Below are 21,165 nucleotides of genomic sequence, written 5' to 3'. Positions count from 1 at the left end.
CACGCAATCTTTGTTTCGGGGGCACGCAATCAACCGAAGCGGTGTGCAAAAAAAAGGCGGATGCATCTGAGGATGCGCCGCCCTGTATGTTATGGCTGTTTTGCCGTTATAGGAAGGCGGATGATGAATGTTGTGCCTTTTCCTTTTTCACTCTTAATTTCTACTGTGCCCTGATGCATTTCAACGAGCTGCTTGACGATGGAGAGACCGAGCCCGTATTCCCCGTACGCCGTGTTCGTTCTCGAAATATCAGCTTTGTAGAACCGCTCCCAAATATGCTCAATATCCTCTTTGGAGATGCCGATTCCCGTATCTTCAATTTCGATAATCGTCTCTTTATATCCCTCTATTCCGCGCAGCCAAATGTTGCCGTTTTCCGTAAATTGGATGCTGTTTTTTGTTATGTTGACGAGGATTTGAATGAGCCGGTCGTAATCGGCATGAACAATGACGTGATCCTCTACCTGAATCGCCAGCTTGTTTTGCCTTTCTTCCGCCTGCTGTTCCAAGTGTTCTTTCACAATTTCAAAAACCTCAATCAGCGGAACATCGAGCTTGTTCAACGTAATTTGCTGCGATCTGATTTTTTCATAGTCCAGATTTTCTTTGACAAGCCGCAGCATGCGCTTCGTTTCCTCACTGATGAGCGAGAAGCATTTTTCCTTCTTATCTTCAGGAATCGTATGGCTGTTCAGCCCTTCAACCAAGCCGTTGATCGTCGTCAGCGGTGTTTTTAGTTCGTGTGATACGTCAGCGATAAACTGCCTTCTCCGCTTCTCAAGGCGGTCGATTTGATCTCTTGATTGCTTTAATTTTTTCGCCATGATCGTAAAGTCAGACGCCAGTACGCCGATTTCGTCCCCGTAGCTGCTTTCCAAGTGAATGTCATAATCGCCGGAAGCTACCTTATCCGTCGCTTCTCTCAGTTTTTCAATCCGTTTCACATGGAATTTCGATAGCAGCCAGCTGACGAGAATGGAAATGGCAAGCGTGCTGATCACGGCATAAAACATATAGAGATTGACCTGATTGACCATCTGTTCAACACCGCTGATCGGAGAAATCAGCATAACGGCACCTTTAAATTCGTTCTGGACATAAATAGGCTGCGCCACAAGAGACACTTCATCATCAAAACGGCCATCCGCTCTGATCATGACAGTCTGCCCTTTCTTCAGCTTACTCCACTCAGATTTCTTCAGCTTTTCTCTTGGCGGAAAACCTTCGGGCATGAAGTAAGGGCGTTGCTTTTCATCAAAGAGCATGAATTGTGTCTTTCTCGTGCCCAGCAAATCCTGATACGGGTACAGCCTGTGCATATCAATCTGGCCGCCTTGGAATTCGTTTGCGATCTGCACCGCGTATGACGTCAATTCCTCTACTTTGTTTTGATAGGCAAACTCTTTTACAAAGTGGGAAAAGAGAGAAATGATAATGACAAACGCTAAAATCAAAATGCTGATATGGCTCAGCAGCAGCTGATATAAATATTTAATCTTCATCAAATTTATACCCTACTCCCCACACCGTATATAGGAAAGGCTTTTCCTCGCTGGCAAGCTTTTTCCGCAGCCGTTTAATATGAACGTCTACCGTTCGCTCATCTCCGTAGAACTGATAGCCCCAAACCTGTTCAAGCAGCTGCTCTCTGGAGAACACTTGCCGCGGATTTTGGACAAGATAATAAAGCAGATCGAATTCCTTCGGCGTGAGGTTTTTCACAGGTTCTCCGTTTAAAAACACTTCTCTTGTCTTCTTATTAATAATAAAGCATTCCGTCTCGATTCTATCATCATCCATAACCGCCTTGCCTGTCGCCTGGTACCTTCTGATAACGGCTTTGATGCGGGCAACCAATGTCAGCGGACTGAACGGCTTCGTGACATAATCGTCCGCTCCCATCTCAAAACCGATAACCTGGTCTGATTCAGTGTCTTTGGCAGTCAGCATGATAATCGGCACCGTGCTTGTCTCTCTTATTTTTCTGCAGATGGTCACGCCGTCCATAGACGGAAGCATAATGTCCAAAATGATCAGATCCCAATTTTCCTCCGTAAAACGCTGGTACCCCTCTAACCCGTCATGGACGAATTCAGCTTCAAAACCTTCCTTAAAAAAGAACATCTCCGTCATCGTACATACACTAACATTATCTTCTATCATTAATATTTTCATTATATCCTCCGGTTGTTGTGATGCTTTTTTCTATAATAGCACCATTTGAGCCAGAAGGTTTTGTGTTTCACAATTGTTAGTTTTTATTTCATCGACTAGAAATAGATTGTTCATAGTTTTTTCATACCTTTGGGCTACTATTCATTTATCAGCAAGCGGGCCCGCCCCACAGGCGGCCTTATCAATAAAAATACCTATACGGAGGAACATACATGAACTTCATCAAACGGGCCTTTTGGAATATGAAGGCGAAAAAGGGAAAAACGTTCTTGCAATTATTTGTGTTTACAGTCATATGTGTCTTTGTTCTGTCAGGCCTCACCATCCAGTCGGCAGCACAAAAATCAAGCGAATTGGCCAGACAGGAACTCGGCGGAAGCGTGACGCTCCAAGTTGACCGCCAAAAACAAATGGAAAAACAGCAGGACAGCGGGGAAAAACGCAGTTTCGAATCAACACCGATCAAAGTGTCTGATGCGAATAAACTAGCTGCACTTGATCATGTGAAGAGCTACAACTACATTAATTCGGCTTCAGCCAACGCGGGAAACTTTGATGCGATTGAAAGCTCAAGCTCAAGTAATTCCAGCTCAAGCAGTTCGAGCTCAAATACGAAAAACAGCCAAGGCGGCGGACAAGGCGGACCGCAAATGGTTCAAGCCGATCTTTCGATTGAAGGTGTCGTCAGCACAGCGTTAGTTGATGAATTCTCTGACGGAGATTCAAAAATCACTGACGGACGTGCGATTACAAAATCAGACGTCGGCAAAAAAGTAACAGTGGTGAATGAAACATTGGCGGAAGAAAATGATATAAGCGTTGGCGATTCGATCACAATTGAGTCAGCAACCGATGAGGATACAACGGTGAAGCTGAAGGTTGTCGGCATCTATAAAACAACGTCTTCAGGCGATGACCAAGCCCAGAATTTCTCTTTCTTAAATCCTTACAATAAGCTTTACACACCTTATACAGCAACAGCGGCGCTGAAAGGTGACGACTATAAAAACACCATTGATTCGGCTGTTTATTATATGGACGATGCCAAAAATATGGATGCTTTCGTAAAAGCAGCAAAGAAAACATCCATTGACTTCGATACGTACACACTGAATACAAACGATCAGCTTTACCAGCAAATGGTCGGCCCGATCGAAAATGTAGCTTCATTCTCTAAAAACGTCGTGTATCTTGTGTCAGCGGCAGGCGCAGTCATTCTCGGCCTGATTGTTATGATGTCAATCAGAGAGCGCAAATATGAGATGGGCGTGTTAATGGCCATCGGTGAAAAACGATGGAAATTGATCGGACAGTTTTTAACTGAGATTCTGATCGTGGCCGTTATCGCCATCGGCCTTGCATCAGTAACGGGAAGCCTAGTCGCAAACCAGCTCGGCAATCAGCTTTTATCCCAGCAGATCAGTTCATCAACCGATTCAACGCAATCCGTAAACGGCCAAAACGGGCAAATGCCTGGCGGCGGTCGTATGGGCGGCGGAATGTTCGGCCACAGCTCGGCAAACGCGGATGTCATTGATTCACTGAACGTCGCTGTTTCTATGAACGACATGCTAGTTCTTGGCGGAATCGGCATCTTCATCGCGATCATCGCAACATTGCTGCCGTCTATTTCAGTACTGCGGCTCCACCCGAAAACGATCTTGACAAAACAGGAATAGAAAGAGGCGAAACCTATGAGCTTATTAGAATTTCAACAAGTGGGTTACTGGTATAAAGATAAGAGCCAGCCATTGTTTCAGGATATCAACATCAGCTTTCAAAAAGGAAAATTTTATACAATCAACGGCACATCAGGGACAGGGAAAACCACTTTTCTGTCTCTGGCAGGCGGACTTGACGCACCAAAAGAAGGAACGATCCTTTACAACGGAAAAGCCGTTTCCAAAATCGGATTAACCAATTTCAGAAATCAATTTGTATCCATTGTCTTTCAGGCGTACAACCTGCTGCCATATATGACGGCTCTTCAAAACATCACGACCGCCATGGAAATCACGGGTTCTAAAGAAAAGAATAAAGAAGCGTACGCGCTGGAGATGCTGCAGAAGGTCGGCATCAATGAAAAACAAGCCCGGCAAAAAGTGCTGACACTAAGCGGCGGACAGCAGCAGCGGGTATCAATTACAAGAGCTTTCTGCTGTGACACGGATCTCATCGTAGCCGATGAACCGACAGGGAACCTTGATGAGGATACATCAAAAGAAATCGTGCGGCTCTTTCAAGATCTGGCACACAAGGAAAAGAAATGCGTCATCATGGTAACGCACGATGAGCAAATTGCGAAAGTATCGGACATCAATATCAGGCTTTCAAGAGGAAGCTTTACTGTGAAGGAAAACGCCGCAGTCGTATAACAAAAACGCGCCTCTGCCAGTGCAGACAGGGGCGCACCCTATATCCCCCTTTTATATAGAAGTGAACGTAAAAAGAGCGGCGGCTGCATCCCCCGCTCTTTTTACTGTTTCTTTTCTTCCGATGACTTTACTTTCTCTCTTCGCTTCTTTTTCCAAACGGCTATGATAAACAAGAAAAGCGGAAACAAAAGCTGAAAGGGCAAATGAATATAGAGCGGCACCACCTTCAAGCCTTCGTTCAAATGCTCCGAAAAGTTAGTCGCAATCGTAATGGAAAGGAGTAAGATGCCAAATCCCATCGGATAAGCCAATTGAGAAGGGTTCTTTTCCTTAAAGAGCGTGGACGTGCCCACAACCACCGCGTATAAATAAAGGCTGACCTTAAAGAAACCTCCGATAATCAGCGCCAGCATAAAAAAGACATCGAGACGGTCTAAAAATTCTTCAACCTTGATTGTCTGAATGGTGCTTAATAGCGGAAACTGGGATCTTAATGTCAAATCAACATCAAGCACGCTGATATTAATCGCCACAGTTAGCGTCACAACCATTCCGCTGATGATCATGGCAAGCATTCCCGTTTTTTTTACACCTTTACGATCACTGAGATAAGGAAAAATCATCACAAATAGTACAACCTCACCAAATGGCACATACATCGTTTGTGTTAAGACGGAATGAATGATAGGAGAAAAACCATCTGCTAAAACCGGCTTTAAATTTTGCGGTTCTACAGAGCCTGATACAATAAGCAATACGAGACCGAACGCACCCAATAAATACATGGCCCCAAAAAGAAGTTCCGCTGACCGGGCCAGCACTTCAATTCCTTTTCTGACCGCGTAAATGCTTACGCCCATTAATAGCGCATTGAGGATAATAATAGGTGTATCATGGTACGCAAACGTCAGGAGCATTTCTCCGAAGTCACGCAGCACCCGTGCGGCAATATAGGCAAAGTATAAGATATAGAGAAATGAAAAAATCCAGCTGAGCTTGGTGCCGAGCATATCATCCATATATTCTTTCGGAGAAAAGTCCGGATAGCATTGGTATATGCCCTGATACAAATAAAACAGAAACAAACCGGCCGCACAGCCCAAAAGCACTGCTATCCAGGCATCACGGCCCGCCATCGTCCCCGGGGTAATCAATAAGGAGCTGCCCAGCTCAAAAATGATAATCATGACAAACAGCTGCCTGATGCTGATTTGAGCTTTTTCCATCTGTCACTTCCCCTTTCTCCAAGGCCTATTCATGGCCGAGCTGGTGCCTGATCGGGTTATTGCGTAATCCCGTTCTTCTGATATATATCTCCGCCTTCACATCGACAGGAAGTTCAGGCAAATACTCTTTGTCCCATGTGTCTTTCATTTTTTCCCACTGCTTCGGATACTTTCTAAATATCGTCTCGCCAAATCCGATAAAATCTACTTTGTTCTTTTTAATGGTTTTCACTGTTCTGCTGATTTCATCTTCCAATTCTTTGTTCAACGCTTTTTCAATACCGGCCAGCACCTTTGGATCGGACAATTGAAACGGATATTTGACAGCGTCTATGATGCCCTCGACAGTGACATGAACATGAATTCGCGGGCGGCCGTTGCGCATCTCGGGGCTTAGCTTGGTGTCTTGGTGTGTGATTTGTAAGCTTACCGCATCCTTTGTCTTGCCCCAATCGGCATTAATAAACGTATGCTCAATCTCGTTCAAAAGCCAAACCACACCGGAGCTCACCGTATCATCTTCAATCCAATATTTTAAATGGCCTTTTTTATCGAATACCGCTAAACCGTTTGCCTGAAGAATCGCTTTAGGATCGGTTGCCTGTGTGTTTTCCAGGCTGATCCCCTTTTTGCTGTCACCGATCATCAAATACCCGGGTATGACTGGCGCTTGTGTCGAAGCAGCAAGGGTTTTTATGACGTCCTGAATATTCGTTTTAATGACCCTTCCATACTGCGCCTGTGTAAAGTCGAGTGTTTTATTGACTTTATTAGACGGAATTTTATCAATCGGCGTCAGGGTTTTTACAATATTTTCCGCTTTCGTTTTATGAGCGATGACCACTGTGGCCGTTGTCCTGAACTCTGTGTCACGGTCAAGATTATCTAACACAAAATCCAAGCCTTCCTCTTTCGCCAGCTTTTCACTGATCACGATCAGGTTCGTATGGGCAAAGTAAAGCCGTCTCGATACCTTCATGGAGGCTTTTCTCAGCGCTTCCGTCATGTTGTCTCCTTCAATCGAATAAACGGATACAGGCGGCCTGTCTCCCGCACCGCCGCCCTGAAGCCCGCCGGCTACATTTCCGGGATTGATAATTTGAAAATGCAGTACATAGTTTCCTTCATTTGTCCTATCGATGCCTATCGCAGAAATAATCGCTAAATCTGTCAGTTCCCGCTTATCCCAGCAGCCGGGCAGCACAATGATGCTCAAAAGCATGATAATGGCTAATACACGATTACGTATCATCCTTATCCCCTTCTTCCATTTCTTTGTTCACCATTCCGCGTGAAGCGTCCGGCACAGGCCGCTGATGTTTTGACTGGCGCACTTTATCTTTCTTGGTGATTGATTCCGGCCGTTTTTCATCAGCCCACCACGGCACCCTAAACAGCGTGTCCTTTACGCCTTGAGAAGAAAAAGGAGCAAGCGGGGACATATAAGGGACCCCAAAGGAACGAAGGCTGCATAAATGAACAAACATCACAATGATCCCCAAAATCAGCCCGTAAAATCCCATAACAGCCGCAGCAATAATAAAGATGAACCGAATAAGCCGGGCTGAAATCGCCATCGCAAACGCCGGTGTTGCAAAGCTGGCAATAGCCGTAAGAGCAACGATGATGACCATGGCCGGAGAAACGATGCCAGCCTGTACAGCAGCCTGGCCGATAACAAGCGCACCTACGATAGATACCGCCGAGCCGACGACACGGGGCAGCCTGACTCCCGCTTCTCTGAGGATCTCAAAAGCAACCTCCATCGTGAGTGCTTCGACAACAGCGGGGAATGGAACAATTTCCCGCTGGGCGGCAATGACAACCAACAGCTGTGTCGGGATCATTTCCTGGTGAAACGTCGTGGCTGCCACATAAACAGCCGGTGCCACAAGCGAAATAAAAAAGACTAGAACCCGCAGAATCCGTATGCTCGTCGCAATGTCAAAACGCGAATAATAATCTTCAACCGATTGAAAGAATTGAACAAATAAGGCAGGAGCAATAAGAACAAACGGCGTTCCGTCCACAACAATCGCAAATCTTCCTTCCAACAGATTTCCCGCTACAACATCAGGACGTTCTGTATGATACATGGTCGGAAACGTTGTAAATGTTTCATCTTCAATCAGCTGCTCGATATATCCCGACTCTAAAATACTGTCAATATCTATTTTTTTCAGGCGAGAGCGAACTTCTTTCAGCACCTTTTCCTCGCAAATGCCATGAATGTACATTAGCGCGACATCTGTATGTGTTACAGATCCGATTTTCATTTTCTCTACCCATACATTCGGATTTTTGATGTATCGGCGGATCATGGAAATATTGGTCTGAAGAGACTCTGTAAACCCTTGCCGCGGACCGCGGAACGACACCTGGGTGCTAGGCTCTTGGATGGAGCGCTGCTCTCCGCCCTGTGTGCTGCAGATCAGCGCTTCTTCAGATCCATCTGCAAAAACCAGCGCATTGCCTAGCATCAATTCAGAAAAAAGCTTGTCCCAATTCCCATTCGCTTTCACCCCGCCCAGCGGAAGCGTTTTTTCGAGAATCTGCTGGATGGCATGAGGATTTTGGATGGACGGGCTCTCAACCAAAGGCTCAATTAAGGATTCATGAAGCGTGTTATTATCAATCAAACCCGCGATATAAATAACGGCGAGGCGGACACGATCCTGTTCACCGATTTTGATCTCGCGAATGATGACATCAGCGCTGCTTCCGACTTCCTTCTTCATTTCCGCTATGTTTTTTGTCAAACTTGCGGAAATGAGTACAGGCCTTTCTCTTTCTTGCTGCTGTTCGTGATTCTTTTCTTCTGTATTCTGTTTGTCTTTTGAATCGGTATTGTTCTTCCGGTTGGAAAATAAAGGCATACACAAATACCTTTCTTTGTCGTTTTCTCATATTCTCCCTTTAGGCGTTAAGTTTATGCATGTGTCCGACGGGCAGTATAACTCTCTGATAAAGACAGAAACTAAAAGGCGGAGGGTGATCAATCATGAAGATATTAGGCGTGACAGCGCTTTTATTGTTTTGTCTGTTATTTATTTCTGTATTCATGGACACGCTGCAAGGATTCAGTTTGACAAAATCCCTATTCAACAATATATCCAGCTTTAAGATGACAACGTTTGCTGAATCGATCGTGATTTTATTTTTCACTTTGGAATTGAGCAGAGAAATATTCTTGATGTATAAGTCGAAAAAAAAGAACCCCAAGGCGGGGCGCTAATTTTAGGCGATGATATTGCCGTCTGTGGTATCACTGCTATGTTTGCTGATGGTTCCTTTGAAAATGTGGTTGCCGATGATTTTGGAATTGGTTGAGGTGTTTGTTTGGATGGCTGTCGCCGTGCCTGCGGAGAGGTTATTGATGGTGTTTCCAGAGATGATAGAGCCTGCTGAATCGTTAACATATATCACAATCGGATTTCCAGCTGTTCTGTTGACTGAAATGGTATTATCAAAAATCTCATGCACACCAGCGTTGATATAGATGGTGACCAAAAGCGGAGATCTCTCAAAATGGTTGCCGATAATTGAGGTTTTCGCCCTTGTTGAACAGTAGATCGGGTAGTTTTTAAACGCTTTACATGTGTTGTTTTTGATAATAGCGCTCGCATTGTTCGTGACGGAAATGGTATACGACTCCAAGGCGCCTTCAAACGCATCGGGGATCATTGTATTTCCTTCAATCACGGCGTTTCCTTGAGCGATCCAGATCCCCCGGCTGAATTTTCTCATCACATTATCTTTTATGATCATATCGCCGCCGGAAATGTTCACGCCGTCAATGACTTGAATGAGGCAGTTATTCAAAAATGCGGTATCATCTGACAGCACTGCGCGAAGGCCGGTGCTGCGCCTTGTTTCAGACAATCCGTTTTGAATCTGGTTGCCATCCACCTTTACGTCGGAAGACTGATAAACCAATATGCCTGTGTTTTGAAAGTTGCTGATTTTGTTGTTCGTGACAAGCACGCTCTTTCCCCTGACATCAATCCCTGTTGAAAACCCGGTAATGAGGTTGCCGGCGATGACCGCATCACTGCTCTCTTTTCCTTGTGACACACCGAGTCCCGTAATCCCGACTCTAGGCGCGGCAGCCGCGTCTTTCTCCCATCTGAGAATATTTCCTTTGATCACCGTTTGCGTTCCATACCCATAGCTGATCGTATTGTCTGAGTGGTTACCTTCTATTGAAATGCCGTACCCGTTAAAGTTGGTCACAGAACTCGAAACATTCCCCGTAAAATGGTTATTGCGAATGGATACATTGACCGGTTCTTCATAATCAATATCACCTTCGCCATATCCTTCTAGGTCAATTCCGAACTTAGGCGCTGTTCCATTTCCCGTTCCGGCGTCCTCAATCAAGCATCCCTCCACTGTGACCATGTCACATCCGGTAATGGAAATGTTATTCCTTCTCGACCGCCGAACCTCACAGCGGCTGATGGTGACATGCTCTGACGTTCGATAATCATCATTTGTCTTTAATCCTCTCGGACTGACAATGATCCCGTCTCCGGTAAAATCAGAAATTTTGACATCATCAATCACAACATTCGAACATCCTTCAATACATATGCCGAAGCCCCATTCATGGGTTGACCTGATGCCCGCGGACGCATACGTATGCTCATCGCGATCGCCGATGATTTGTCCTCCGGAAATGGTTATATTCTCTTGCTTGCCTACATAAAATGCGGAATAACCCCACGAACTGTTCGGAATGACTTTCATGATACACTCGGGGTCCATCACAATCTCAAGGTTGGCAGGAACCTTTATCCCCGCGTTTCGAAACCTCTGATTGGGATCACCTCCAAGCGTTCCGTCTATTAGATATGTTCCCTTTGGAAACCAGACCGTATGATATCCTTTCAAAACAGCGGTACTGAGGCATTGATTAATCATTTCTGTTGAATCCGTTGTGCCATCTCCTGAAACACCGAAATCAGCCGCATTTAATATGAATTCAGCCAATTGCGAGCCTCCTTCTTCATGATACTATCATGATACGCATAACGGCCCGATCCGCTTGTACATTTTTCTAAAATTTTATTGAAAAAATATAAAGGAATCGTTTTGTTAGAAAATCTTACGGAAAAAGGACTTAATCATTAGGATAAAATCACTATTTTTATACTGTTACAATTTTTCCATTATGGAACTATTTGAAATGCGTATAAATTATATTGACACAAGTATTATATAAGAATATGATTTTTATAATACACTTTTTTAAGAAAGGGTTTGGCTGACATGGCTTCAATTGATAACGAAAGTATCATTAAAAGCGTCCCGCAAAAAGGGTTCTTTGGTCACCCGAGGGGACTATTTACGCTCTTTTTCACCGAATTTTGGGAACGTTTCTCTTACTATGGAATGAGAGCAATCTTACTTTACTATTTGTATACAGAGACGGTAAACGGAGGGCTTGGCTTTGACAAAGGCACAGCGGTAGCCATTATGTCAATTTACGGATCTCTCGTATACATGTCGACTATTATAGGCGGATGGCTTGCTGACCGGGTATTCGGAACCGCAAACACCGTGTTTTACGGCGGCATATTCATTATGTTCGGCCACATTGCACTCGCCTTTCCGGGCAGCGCGACAGCATTCTATATCAGCATGGCGCTTATCATTATCGGAACAGGCTTATTAAAACCAAACGTTTCAAGCGTGGTTGGAGATCTTTACACGAAAGAAGACCCGCGCCGCGACTCAGGTTTTAGTATTTTCTACATGGGGATTAACCTCGGCGGTTTGCTCGCGCCGTTAATTGTCGGAACACTCGGACAGAAGTACAACTATCATCTTGGCTTCGGAGTGGCCGCAGTCGGAATGCTTCTCGGACTTATCGTATATGCTGTAACAAGAAAGAAAAACCTAGGGCTTGCAGGCTCAAATGTGCCGAATCCGCTGTCTAAAAAATCTGCGATTGGCACTGGAATCGGTATTATCATTTTAGCGATCGCAGTGATGGTCTCTGTACAAACAGGCGTGCTGACGATCAATCGTTTCATCGACCTTGTGAGTATTCTCGGTATTCTGATCCCTATTGTTTATTTCATCATCATGTTTACTAGCAAAAAAGCGGACAAAACTGAAAAATCTCGTCTTGCCGCTTACATTCCTTTATTTATCGGCGCTGTCATGTTCTGGGCCATTCAGGAACAGGGAGCAACCATTCTTGCGGTTTACGCTGATGAACGCATAAAGCTTTCATTGGGCGGATTAGAACTTCAGTCATCTTGGTTCCAATCATTAAATCCATTGTTTGTCGTCATTTTCGCGCCAATTTTCGCTTGGTTATGGATGAAGCTTGGCAAACGCCAGCCGTCCACACCAGTTAAATTCTCAATCGGAATTATTCTAGCCGGACTGTCATTTATCATTATGGTATTCCCGGCTATGCAAGGGAAAGATGCACTCGTAAGCCCGCTTTGGCTCGTTCTCAGCTTCCTGCTTGTCGTGCTTGGAGAGCTGTGCCTGTCTCCAGTCGGTTTATCCGTCACAACGAAACTGGCGCCAGCTGCATTCTCTGCACAAACAATGAGCATGTGGTTTTTGACTAACGCAGCCGCCCAAGCAATCAATGCCCAAGTAGCCGGATTGTTTGATAAAATTCCTGAAACAACTTACTTCGGTACCATCGGCTTGATTTCTATCGTGCTCGGCGGCATTCTGCTGCTGCTTTCGCCAATTATCAAGCGTGCGATGAAAGGGGTCTTATAATAAGAAAACAGCCCGCGGATTTTTGATCCCACGGGCTGTTTTTTTATTTTTCCATCCATTTGCTGAGCTTTGATCAAAGGCTTGCGGTTCTTCCAGCACCGGCTGATGGCCGCTACCCTCAAAAACAACCTTCTTCACATGGGCATATAAACCGTCAACAGCATCCCACAATGTAACAGGCCCAACCAGATAATCATATCTTCCTAAATCGATGTAAACCGGTACTTGAACATCAGATAACCGCTCAACAAGATCGAGCTGGGCAAATGTATGCCCCCATCATTCTTCAATAATCGGCATATTGGTGAAAACACCTTCATCTATAGTAATGAAAAAATCCCTCCAAAAGGAGAGATTCATTGTAAATATGTGGCGACCTTAACAAGACAATCTTCTACGCGCGGCCCCCATTTCATTTTTATTAAAAATAAAAGCTAGACGTATGGCGTCAGGCTCTGTCATATTACCGTTTCAATTCCTTTCGTGTCTTTTCCCATCTTTTCAGCACCTCTTCAGGGCTGTGAAGCTGGATTCGGACACCGGAAGTCAAATCTGCATATTTCGCCACATCCTCCTTCACCGAAACGATGCGGCAGGCAAAACGGTCTCTGTCATATTCGGATTCTTTCAAAGACGGCAAAGGCTCGCATTGCAGCTTCACATAATGGGCGGCTCCCTTCCACCATGCCATAAACTGCGCTTTTCCTCTGCGACGGATGTTGGCTGCAGTCGCTGTGTTTTTCCACAGAGCGATTCGAATTTCTGTTCGGCTGAGAGCGATGATTTCACCCACGCTAATCATGGCGGCATGCGGCCAGCCATCATCCGATACCGTTTGCAGAACGAAAGCCTCATGCTGCTTCTCATCCAAGCGATTCCCGTCAAGCAGCTCAAACAGGCGGTCTGATAGACAGTTCACGCTGATCAAGCCTTTCGTTCCGGCACAGCCGGAACTTCAACTGCTGTTTCTGTTTCACTCGGATCAATTTTAAACGCCGGATTGTATTTCGCCGGGTTTGTAATGCTATCCGGCTCACAGGATCTCCATGTAAAAAAGCATGTTTGGCACTGATAAACTTCCCAGGCGCCTTCTACGGGCGATTTGCTCATGACTTCTCCCTTTTTTGAATTGCATCGAGGACATGTATGCATATCGATCATCCTTTCCTTATTTATTCATCAAGTCCATTAATTTTTGTTCCCATTCTTTCGTTGTTAATGGTGAATCAAGCGGCTGTGAATAATGGCCTCTTGTTTCCGGCGCAACCGGCGTAGTGGCGTCCAGAATCATTTTGTGAGTGATCCCTGATGGATTAGATCCAGGGTCAAGCGGCAGGACAGATAAGTCTGGAATGATGACCGCGTCGTGTTTTGGATGCATTTTAGTCGAAAGCGCCCACATGACCTGCGGCAGATTGAATGGGTCGACATCCTCGTCAACAACAATGACCATTTTGCAGTAGCCGAGTCCGTGCGGTGTTGTGAGTGCGCGCATACCGACTGCTTTTGCAAATCCGCCATAGCGGGTTTTTGTGGAAACAATCGCGATTAAACCGTGTGTGTACATGGCGTTCACAGCGACAATTTCATTCGGATACGCTTCTTTTAACTGCTGATAAAGCGGCACACAAGTGTTAATGCCGATCATGTAATCGCATTCTGTCCAAGGCATGCCTAAGTATAAATGTTCAAAAATTGGATTGTTTCTATGATATACGCGTTTAATTTTGATAATTGGCATGCTGCGTCCGCCGGAATAGTGGCCTGTGAATTCACCAAACGGGCCTTCATATTCACGTTCTCCGGCCACGATTTCACCTTCAAGCACAACTTCAGCGCCCCATGGAACATCAAGATCAGACAGCTTAGATTTGACGATGCGATACGGCTCGCCTTGAATTGCGCCTGCCATTTCGTATTCTGATTGATCATAGAGAAGCGGAGTCGACGCCGCCGTTGTAATAACCGGCTCACAGCCCAGCGCAATCGTGACTGGAAGATTGATGCCGCGTTCTTCAGCTTGACGCAAATGGATCGCAATATCGTGCTGCGGCACAGGCTGAATGCCAAGGCGGTCTTTTCCTTTGACCTGCATTCTGTAAATGCCGACGTTTTGTTTGCCGAAATTCTCAGGGTCTTCAAGATCGCGGGAAATGACACATGCTTTATCTAAATAGTAGCCGCCGTCCCCTTGGTTAATCCTGAAAAGAGGCAGGATATCGAACAAATTGATGTCTTCTGTGATTTCATTTTCATGAAACGGCGCTGTTTCCTCACGTTTGACCGGCATTGGGAACTGTTCATAACGCTTGGCGAATTCAAAAAACTGTTCTTTTACTGGCGTGTCTTTCGGCATGCCGAGCATCATTGCATGGTTCGGCCAGGAACCGATTACATTCATCGCAATTTGTGCATTGTGATAGCCGTAAATGTTGTTAAATAAAAGCGCGGGGCTTTTATCTCCAAGATTGCTGGCTGCTCGTGCCGCGGCCCCTAAATCAGGCTCCGGCTTTACCTCTTCCTTCACTGTCAGCAGCTGCCCTTCTTTTTCAAGGGCAGTGAGAAATTCTCTGAAATCTTGATAAGCCATGATCAAGCTCCTCCTTTTTGCTTTTCAATCCCATTCCAGCGTTTCGCTTCAGGAAGGCGAGTGCCGAATTGGTCCAATGTTCTGAATACAATATGGTCGACCATTTCCTCTAAGCTGCCGGGCTGGTTATAGAAGGCCGGCATTGGAGGAAGAATGATGGCGCCCATTTTCGTAAGCGCTAGCATATTTTCGAGATGAATCTGGTTCAAAGGCGTCTCCCTCGTTAAGAGGACGAGTTTTTTCCTCTCCTTGAGCATGACATCCGCCGCACGTGTCAGCAGATTATCCGCCATCCCGGTGCGAATGCTTGCGAGAGATTTCATGCTGCATGGCGCGACAATCATTCCATCGGTATCAAACGATCCGCTAGAAATGGCTGCAGCCTGATCCTTATGCGAATATGTGTATGTAGCCAGCTGTTCCACTTGTTTTAAGGTATAACCTGTTTCGTGTTTGATCGTGACGTTCGCCCAAGGAGACACAACGAGATGGGTTTCCACTCCGGCCGCTTTCAGCCACTCCAGCAGCCTGACTCCGAAAATGGCCCCTGTTGCCCCTGTCATTCCGACAACGAGTTTCATTTTTGCCCCCTCCTTTACGCTTGAATTCCGCTTTCATTTCCATCATACTCCTGATATATCCATATGAAAAATATCTCTAAAATCTATATTTCATACCTAAAAGGTATACTGAGGAGGCGCTTTTTTTGGACATTCGCCAGCTTCGATATTTTATTACCATCGCCCAAGAACAAAAAATCACATCCGCCGCCAAAAAACTCCACATGGCACAGCCGCCTTTAAGCAGACAGCTGAAACAGCTGGAGGACGAGCTAGGTGTCATTCTCTTTGACCGGAATAAGAAAAAACAAATGACGCTTACATATGAAGGAACTGTTTTTCTGAAAAGAGCCAAAGAGATTCTGCACAGATTTGAAGATGCCGTCATCGAGGTACAAGAGCTGAAGGAGGAAGTTGCCGGCACGCTGGCTGTGGGGTCAACGATTTATTGCGCCGCTCTGATGCTTGAAAAAGTCACACAGATGAAAGAGAAATACCCGCACCTCACCTTTAACATTTGGGAAAATGAGCCCGCGACACTGTTAGAACTTCTGGAAAGCCGACAAATCGATGCGGCGGTCACGACGACGCAGATCAAAAGCGACACGGTCCAATTCAAACAGCTTGATGACATTCCATGTGTACTTGTGCTTTCAGAAGAAGCAGGATATCCGTGCGGGGACACCATTAAAATGGAAGACATCCCTTCCTTTCCGCTGATTCTGCTGCGGCCTGTCAATGGAAAAGGCGTCTATAATCAGGTCATGAATGAATTTCAGCGTTTGAATCTGGAGCCGCGTACTGTTTGTGAATGCCACGATTCCGCAACTTTGCTCAGCCTCGTCTCATCCGGATTTGGCGCTTCTATTCTGCCCGTCACAATGATTCCTGTTCATATGAGGAACCACGTTCATACCATTCGTATCGAAAACAATCCCTTTATCATGAAACCGGCTGTGATGTGGAGAACGGACAGTTATTTGCCAAAACCGGTACAGCAATTTTTGGATTTATTTTAAGAGAAATCGCCTTATGAAAACCAATTACTTGACTCATACTAAAAAAAAGTTATCCTTTAGATTTGTAAGCTAATTTTTTATTTCAATAAAATCAACCAGAAAAGTGGGGAATATGATGAAAAAAGCATTTTTGGCTTTATTCATGATCGTAAGCATTGCAGTGCTCGCAGCTTGCGGAGCAGGAAATGACAATCAGTCAAAAGACAACGCCAAAGACGGCGATCTTTGGGCTTCAATTAAGAAAAAAGGTGTGCTGACAGTCGGTACGGAAGGAACATATGAACCGTTCACTTTCCACGACAAAGACACTGATAAGCTGACTGGTTATGATGTGGAAGTCATTACAGAAGCCGCAAAACGCCTAGGTCTGAAAGTCGATTTTAAGGAAACACAATGGGATAGTATGTTTGCCGGCCTGAATTCCAAACGGTTTGACGTTATTGCCAACCAAGTCGGAAAAACAGACCGTGAAGACAAATACGATTTCTCTGATAAATATACAACTTCAAGAGCCGTTGTCGTGACGAAAAAAGACAACAACGATATTCAGTCTGAAGCAGATGTAAAAGGAAAAACATCGGCACAATCACTGACAAGCAATTACAACAAATTAGCTACAGATGCAGGCGCGAAAGTTGAAGGCGTAGAAGGCTTGGCACAATCCCTTCAGCTCATCCAGCAAGGCCGCGTCGATATGACATACAACGATAAGCTTGCTGTATTGAACTACTTAAAAACATCAGACAACAAAAACGTAAAAATCGCTTTTGAAACAGGCGATCCGCAGTTCACCTATTTCGCATTCCGCAAAGGAAGCGGCGAGGTTGTGGATCAAGTCAACAAAGCATTAAAAGAAATGAAAGAGGACGGGACTCTTTCTAGCATTTCGAAAAAATGGTTCGGCGAAGATGTTTCTAAATAATCTGCCGGCATTGACGCTTGGCACGGCGATCCCGTGGGATCTGGTGCAGCAGTCATTCTGGCCGATCCTTTCAGGGGGAATCTACTATACGATTCCCCTTACGATTCTTTCCTTCCTATTTGGGATGATCATCGCGCTGATTACAGCGCTTGCCAGAATGTCGAAAATGAAACCTTTGAGATGGGTGTTCAGCGTATACGTATCCGCGATACGCGGCACTCCTCTTCTCGTTCAATTGTTCATCATTTTCTATCTGTTCCCGGCCTTTAATATCACATTAGATCCATTTCCAAGCGCAGTGATCGCCTTTTCACTTAACGTCGGCGCCTATGCATCTGAAATCATCCGGGCATCTATTTTATCCGTGCCGAAAGGACAGTGGGAAGCCAGCTATACAATTGGCATGACCCATCAGAAAACGCTGTTCCGCGTCATTTTGCCGCAGGCGTTTCGTGTGTCGATCCCGCCATTATCCAATACCTTTATCAGCCTGATCAAAGATACATCCCTCGCCTCTCAAATTCTGGTCGCTGAACTGTTCAGAAAAGCCCAAGAAATCGGCGCGCGGAATCTTGACCAGATTTTAGTGATCTATATTGAAGCAGCCTTTATTTATTGGATGATCTGCTTCCTGCTTTCACTCGTCCAGCATGTCATCGAACGGCGTCTTGACCGCTACGTGGCCAAATAAGGAGGTTCCGGGTATGCTTACCGTAACAGGATTAAACAAATCATTCGGTGAAAATGAAATTTTAAAAAAGATAGATATGAAGATTGAAAAAGGGAAAGTCATCGCCATACTTGGGCCCTCAGGTTCAGGGAAAACGACGCTGCTCCGCTGCCTGAACGCGCTCGAGATCCCCAATCGCGGGGAGCTTGCATTTGACGATTTCTCCATTGATTTCTCTAAAAAGGTGAAACAGGCAGATATCCTAAAGCTTCGCCGGAAATCCGGAATGGTGTTTCAGGCCTATCACCTGTTCCCGCACCGCACAGCCCTTGAGAACGTGATGGAGGGCCCTGTTCAGGTGCAAAAACGAAACAAAGAGGAAGTCAGAAAAGAAGCGATTCAGCTACTTGAGAAAGTCGGACTGAAGGACAAAATGAATTTATATCCGTTCCAGCTTTCCGGAGGACAGCAGCAGCGCGTCGGCATCGCCCGCGCTCTTGCGATTCAGCCTGAACTCATGCTGTTTGACGAACCGACCTCAGCTCTTGACCCCGAACTTGTCGGAGAGGTGCTGAAGGTGATCAAGGATTTGGCCAATGAAGGCTGGACCATGGTCGTTGTAACCCACGAAATCAAATTCGCCCAGGATGTGGCGGACGAAGTCGTCTTCATTGACGGCGGCGTCATCGTGGAACAGGGACCGCCGGAGCAAATCTTCTCCGCACCAAAAGAAGAACGGACACAGCGGTTCTTGAACCGGATTTTGAACCCGTTGTAAAAAGAAAAACAGGGCGTCAGTGCCCTGTTTCAGATTGTTGACAAAATCCTAAAACGATTTTCGTTTTAGGATTTTGTCATTTTCAGCGTGATTGAAAACCTTTGAAGTCTAGGAAGGGCGAGCATTGGAGCACAGCGAATGTTAAATTCGTGAGCACCGAAGCGCAGGCCTGACAACGAATGCAAGGGTTTGCCAATACGCTGAAACAGGGCTGCGGCAGCCCTGTTTTTTTGTTGAGCCCCTTTCGCCTATTCCGCCCTTTTGTCAGATGTGCTACAATGACACTCGACTGATTTTTACGAAAGAAGGGACCTCACGTGAAGCGAGAACTTGTGCTGCGTTGGACATTTTATTTTTCCGGTTTAATCATATTGGCTTTTGGTGTATCCCTGACGATTGAAGGGAAAGCGCTCGGCATTAGCCCGTGGGATGCATTTCATTACAGCCTGTTTCAGCATTTCGGTTTTACCGTCGGCCAGTGGTCCATCATGATTGGCGCGCTCATCGTTGGATTAACGTCATTGTTTACGAAGGCTTGGCCAAAAATTGGGGCGATCCTGAACATGGTACTCATTGGTGTTTTTATAGATTTTTTCAATTTTCTTCTGCCTGCCCCCTCCACTTATACAGGCTCCGTCATCGTCTTCTCTCTTGGCGTGGTCATGATCGGCTACGGCGTCGGTGTTTATGTATCGGCAGGCCTTGGCGCGGGGCCGCGTGATTCACTGATGATGCTGATTACAGAAAAAACCGGCTGGAATGTGCAATGGGTGCGGAACGGCATGGAAATCATCATTTTGTTGGCGGCATGGGGCATGGGCGGTCCGATCGGTTTTGGTACCATTTTGACTGCCATTCTCACCGGACTCATTCTGCGCTTTTCATTGCCGCAGTCAATCCAGCTGCTGAATTATGCGGTGGCAAGGCGGACAGCCGCTGTGAAAGCATCTCCGCCTCTGCACTAATCTTTTGTCAAAGAAAAACGGACCATTTCAATGGCCCGTTTTTTTGTTTTCACTCATGTTTGGCAGGCTTGTCTCATAGATTGGTACTATCTCTGAGTAAGAGAAATACTAGAATCGGAAGGTATCATGATGGAAGCTCTCCAACACTTTGCAAGACGCTCCTTCAGCATATTGCTCTTTTTCTTTTTACTGTATTGTTTTATTCTGCTTGAACCTTCAAAACTGTCTTTTGCTATTCCAGATTCACTGCTAAATGTGAATACCATTTTCCTGAGTATTTTGCTTGAATCCATTCCATTTATCATGCTCGGCATCTTTTTTTCTTCGTGCATTGAATTCTTTGTCTCAGATGAATGGATGGCCAAATGGATCGTCAAAAACCCTTATGGCGCAATAGGGTCCGCTGTCGCCATCAGTATTCTCTCCCCTGTATGTGAGTGTGCAGTCATTCCGGTGGTGCGCCGTCTCATTCAAAAAGGGCTCCCTCTGCATGTTGGCGCGGTTATCTTAGTTGGAGCGCCCATCTTAAATCCGATTGTCATCCTCTCCACCTACTATGCCTTCAGCAAGCATTTGGAACTTGTGTACGCGCGGATTGGGCTCTCCGTCGTTATTTGTATCATAATCGGGCTCCTGATGTATTGGATATTCGGAAACAAAAACATGCTGAAACCGCATAAAACAGCTGCCTTGCCGGAACACAGTCATCAGCAGCACGGAAAACGCTTGAAACCTATCGTCACCCATGCTGTAGAAGAATTTTTCGATATGGGCCGCTATTTGATCATGGGCGCATGTATCGCCAGCCTGTTTCAAACGTTTCTAAATCGCGGGGCTCTCGCAGAGCTGGGGACAAGCGACCTGTCTGGTTCCGCTGTCATGATGGGACTGGCATTTGTCCTGTCACTTTGCTCACATGCGGATGCGTTTGTCGCGTCTACTTTTTCAGGCACCTATTCTCACGCTTCCCTCCTCTCCTTCATGCTGTACGGCTCAATGTTAGATGTAAAAAACACGTTTGTGTATGCTTCATTTTTTAAAAAACGCTTTGTGTTTGTATTTTTTGTTGTGATTTCCGCTTCAGTTCTTGCAATAGCTTGGCTTTATGGTTTGATTACCTCATAAAGGATGAGTG

19 protein-coding genes and 2 pseudogenes are annotated in these 21,165 nt (G+C 45.6%); 10 read left to right on the top strand and 11 right to left on the bottom strand.

The features are described from left to right. Window positions 1-89 precede the first annotated feature (89 nt). A complete protein-coding gene (locus M1D98_RS02135) occupies window positions 90-1,505 on the bottom strand; it encodes an ATP-binding protein (protein ID WP_456279956.1) in 1,416 nt (471 codons plus the stop codon). Then, window positions 1,492-2,175 (bottom strand): two-component system response regulator YclJ, encoded by a 684-nt coding sequence (gene yclJ / locus M1D98_RS02130; RefSeq protein ID WP_010330794.1) that lies wholly within the window; start codon window positions 2,173-2,175, stop codon window positions 1,492-1,494. Before yclJ ends, M1D98_RS02135 begins: the two co-directional genes overlap by 14 nt. A 212-nt stretch (window positions 2,176-2,387) precedes the next feature. Here yclJ and M1D98_RS02125 point away from each other — a divergent pair, with 212 nt between their 5' ends. After that, window positions 2,388-3,854 (top strand): ABC transporter permease, encoded by a 1,467-nt coding sequence (locus M1D98_RS02125; protein ID WP_121641889.1) that lies wholly within the window; start codon window positions 2,388-2,390, stop codon window positions 3,852-3,854. 15 nt (window positions 3,855-3,869) lie between these two features. Beyond that, window positions 3,870-4,550, top strand: coding sequence for an ABC transporter ATP-binding protein (locus M1D98_RS02120; protein WP_268559637.1), 681 nt, complete (start codon window positions 3,870-3,872; stop codon window positions 4,548-4,550). A gap of 101 nt (window positions 4,551-4,651) precedes the next feature. Here M1D98_RS02120 and M1D98_RS02115 read toward each other — a convergent pair whose 3' ends face one another. From M1D98_RS02115 to gerKA, 3 genes are read right to left on the bottom strand one after another with little or no spacing between them, the layout of a single operon-like run. Then, window positions 4,652-5,776, bottom strand: a complete 1,125-nt coding sequence (locus tag M1D98_RS02115) for a spore germination protein (protein WP_456279955.1) — start codon at window positions 5,774-5,776, stop codon at window positions 4,652-4,654. A gap of 25 nt (window positions 5,777-5,801) precedes the next feature. Further along, complete coding sequence (locus M1D98_RS02110) at window positions 5,802-7,028, bottom strand: Ger(x)C family spore germination protein (protein ID WP_121641887.1); 1,227 nt, start codon at window positions 7,026-7,028, stop codon at window positions 5,802-5,804. Further along, a complete protein-coding gene (gene gerKA, locus M1D98_RS02105; RefSeq protein ID WP_121641886.1) occupies window positions 7,018-8,652 on the bottom strand; it encodes a spore germination protein GerKA in 1,635 nt (544 codons plus the stop codon). The genes M1D98_RS02110 and gerKA overlap by 11 nt, the downstream gene beginning before the upstream one ends. Window positions 8,653-8,777: 125 nt before the next feature. Between gerKA and M1D98_RS02100 the strand changes: the two genes are divergently transcribed. Further along, window positions 8,778-9,011 carry a hypothetical protein gene (locus M1D98_RS02100; protein WP_121641885.1) on the top strand — a complete coding sequence of 78 codons (234 nt, stop codon included), beginning with the start codon at window positions 8,778-8,780 and terminating at the stop codon, window positions 9,009-9,011. A 2-nt stretch (window positions 9,012-9,013) separates the two neighbouring features. On the opposite strand, the gene M1D98_RS02095 is transcribed toward M1D98_RS02100, so the two are convergent. Continuing rightward, on the bottom strand, window positions 9,014-10,768 hold the full coding sequence (locus tag M1D98_RS02095; protein ID WP_456279954.1) for a right-handed parallel beta-helix repeat-containing protein: 1,755 nt from the start codon (window positions 10,766-10,768) through the stop codon (window positions 9,014-9,016). Between the two features lie 279 nt (window positions 10,769-11,047). On the opposite strand from M1D98_RS02095, the gene M1D98_RS02090 reads away from it, so the two are divergent. Next, complete coding sequence (locus tag M1D98_RS02090; RefSeq protein WP_010330786.1) at window positions 11,048-12,526, top strand: peptide MFS transporter; 1,479 nt, start codon at window positions 11,048-11,050, stop codon at window positions 12,524-12,526. 43 nt (window positions 12,527-12,569) lie between these two features. Here M1D98_RS02090 and M1D98_RS02085 read toward each other — a convergent pair. From M1D98_RS02085 to M1D98_RS02065, 5 genes and pseudogenes are all read right to left on the bottom strand, one after another. Then, window positions 12,570-12,844 (bottom strand): annotated as a pseudogene (locus M1D98_RS02085) (alpha/beta fold hydrolase); the annotation flags it as partial. Between the two features lie 145 nt (window positions 12,845-12,989). Then, entirely contained in the window at window positions 12,990-13,454 is a 465-nt protein-coding gene (locus M1D98_RS02080) for a pyridoxamine 5'-phosphate oxidase family protein (protein ID WP_268559641.1), read from the bottom strand. Continuing rightward, window positions 13,451-13,678 carry a non-oxidative hydroxyarylic acid decarboxylases subunit D gene (locus tag M1D98_RS02075; protein WP_010330783.1) on the bottom strand — a complete coding sequence of 76 codons (228 nt, stop codon included), beginning with the start codon at window positions 13,676-13,678 and terminating at the stop codon, window positions 13,451-13,453. The genes M1D98_RS02080 and M1D98_RS02075 overlap by 4 nt, the downstream gene beginning before the upstream one ends. A 16-nt stretch (window positions 13,679-13,694) precedes the next feature. After that, window positions 13,695-15,116 carry a phenolic acid decarboxylase BsdC gene (gene bsdC / locus M1D98_RS02070; protein WP_010330782.1) on the bottom strand — a complete coding sequence of 474 codons (1,422 nt, stop codon included), beginning with the start codon at window positions 15,114-15,116 and terminating at the stop codon, window positions 13,695-13,697. Window positions 15,117-15,118: 2 nt separating this feature from the next. Continuing rightward, window positions 15,119-15,734: pseudogene (locus M1D98_RS02065) on the bottom strand (non-oxidative hydroxyarylic acid decarboxylases subunit B). A gap of 88 nt (window positions 15,735-15,822) precedes the next feature. On the opposite strand from M1D98_RS02065, the gene bsdA reads away from it, so the two are divergent. From bsdA to M1D98_RS02035, 6 genes are all read left to right on the top strand, one after another. Continuing rightward, complete coding sequence (bsdA, locus tag M1D98_RS02060; protein ID WP_121641879.1) at window positions 15,823-16,695, top strand: transcriptional regulator BsdA; 873 nt, start codon at window positions 15,823-15,825, stop codon at window positions 16,693-16,695. A 115-nt stretch (window positions 16,696-16,810) separates the two neighbouring features. Then, complete coding sequence (tcyA, locus tag M1D98_RS02055) at window positions 16,811-17,617, top strand: cystine ABC transporter substrate-binding lipoprotein TcyA (protein ID WP_010330780.1); 807 nt, start codon at window positions 16,811-16,813, stop codon at window positions 17,615-17,617. Continuing rightward, window positions 17,604-18,308 carry a cystine ABC transporter permease TcyB gene (tcyB, locus tag M1D98_RS02050; protein ID WP_456279953.1) on the top strand — a complete coding sequence of 235 codons (705 nt, stop codon included), beginning with the start codon at window positions 17,604-17,606 and terminating at the stop codon, window positions 18,306-18,308. Before tcyA ends, tcyB begins: the two co-directional genes overlap by 14 nt. Before the next feature lie 13 nt (window positions 18,309-18,321). Next, on the top strand, window positions 18,322-19,065 hold the full coding sequence (gene tcyC, locus M1D98_RS02045; RefSeq protein WP_010330778.1) for a cystine ABC transporter ATP-binding protein TcyC: 744 nt from the start codon (window positions 18,322-18,324) through the stop codon (window positions 19,063-19,065). Between the two features lie 317 nt (window positions 19,066-19,382). Next, the gene (locus M1D98_RS02040; protein ID WP_010330777.1) at window positions 19,383-20,030 is read left to right on the top strand and encodes a YczE/YyaS/YitT family protein; all 648 of its coding nucleotides are present in this window, start codon (window positions 19,383-19,385) and stop codon (window positions 20,028-20,030) included. A gap of 129 nt (window positions 20,031-20,159) precedes the next feature. Next, window positions 20,160-21,155 (top strand): permease, encoded by a 996-nt coding sequence (locus M1D98_RS02035; RefSeq protein WP_456279952.1) that lies wholly within the window; start codon window positions 20,160-20,162, stop codon window positions 21,153-21,155. The last annotated feature ends 10 nt before the right edge of the window (window positions 21,156-21,165 follow it).

The organism is Bacillus sp. K7 (genome assembly GCF_053903245.1).
Note: the sequence above shows the minus strand (reverse complement) of the source record. Positions and strands in the feature narration are given on the sequence as shown.

Excerpts from the sequence above, each read along its gene's own strand:
- M1D98_RS02125 (WP_121641889.1), top strand. The coding sequence starts at position 2,388 with ATGAACTTCATCAAACGGGCCTTTTGGAATATGAAGGCGAAAAAGGGA.
- bsdC (WP_010330782.1), bottom strand. The coding sequence starts at position 15,116 with ATGGCTTATCAAGATTTCAGAGAATTTCTCACTGCCCTTGAAAAAGAA.
- M1D98_RS02110 (WP_121641887.1), bottom strand. The coding sequence starts at position 7,028 with ATGATACGTAATCGTGTATTAGCCATTATCATGCTTTTGAGCATCATT.
- tcyC (WP_010330778.1), top strand. The coding sequence starts at position 18,322 with ATGCTTACCGTAACAGGATTAAACAAATCATTCGGTGAAAATGAAATT.
- M1D98_RS02090 (WP_010330786.1), top strand. The coding sequence starts at position 11,048 with ATGGCTTCAATTGATAACGAAAGTATCATTAAAAGCGTCCCGCAAAAA.
- M1D98_RS02115 (WP_456279955.1), bottom strand. The coding sequence starts at position 5,776 with ATGGAAAAAGCTCAAATCAGCATCAGGCAGCTGTTTGTCATGATTATC.
- M1D98_RS02100 (WP_121641885.1), top strand. The coding sequence starts at position 8,778 with ATGAAGATATTAGGCGTGACAGCGCTTTTATTGTTTTGTCTGTTATTT.
- yclJ (WP_010330794.1), bottom strand. The coding sequence starts at position 2,175 with ATGAAAATATTAATGATAGAAGATAATGTTAGTGTATGTACGATGACG.
- tcyB (WP_456279953.1), top strand. The coding sequence starts at position 17,604 with ATGTTTCTAAATAATCTGCCGGCATTGACGCTTGGCACGGCGATCCCG.
- M1D98_RS02120 (WP_268559637.1), top strand. The coding sequence starts at position 3,870 with ATGAGCTTATTAGAATTTCAACAAGTGGGTTACTGGTATAAAGATAAG.
- M1D98_RS02035 (WP_456279952.1), top strand. The coding sequence starts at position 20,160 with ATGGAAGCTCTCCAACACTTTGCAAGACGCTCCTTCAGCATATTGCTC.
- tcyA (WP_010330780.1), top strand. The coding sequence starts at position 16,811 with ATGAAAAAAGCATTTTTGGCTTTATTCATGATCGTAAGCATTGCAGTG.
- M1D98_RS02075 (WP_010330783.1), bottom strand. The coding sequence starts at position 13,678 with ATGCATACATGTCCTCGATGCAATTCAAAAAAGGGAGAAGTCATGAGC.
- gerKA (WP_121641886.1), bottom strand. The coding sequence starts at position 8,652 with ATGCCTTTATTTTCCAACCGGAAGAACAATACCGATTCAAAAGACAAA.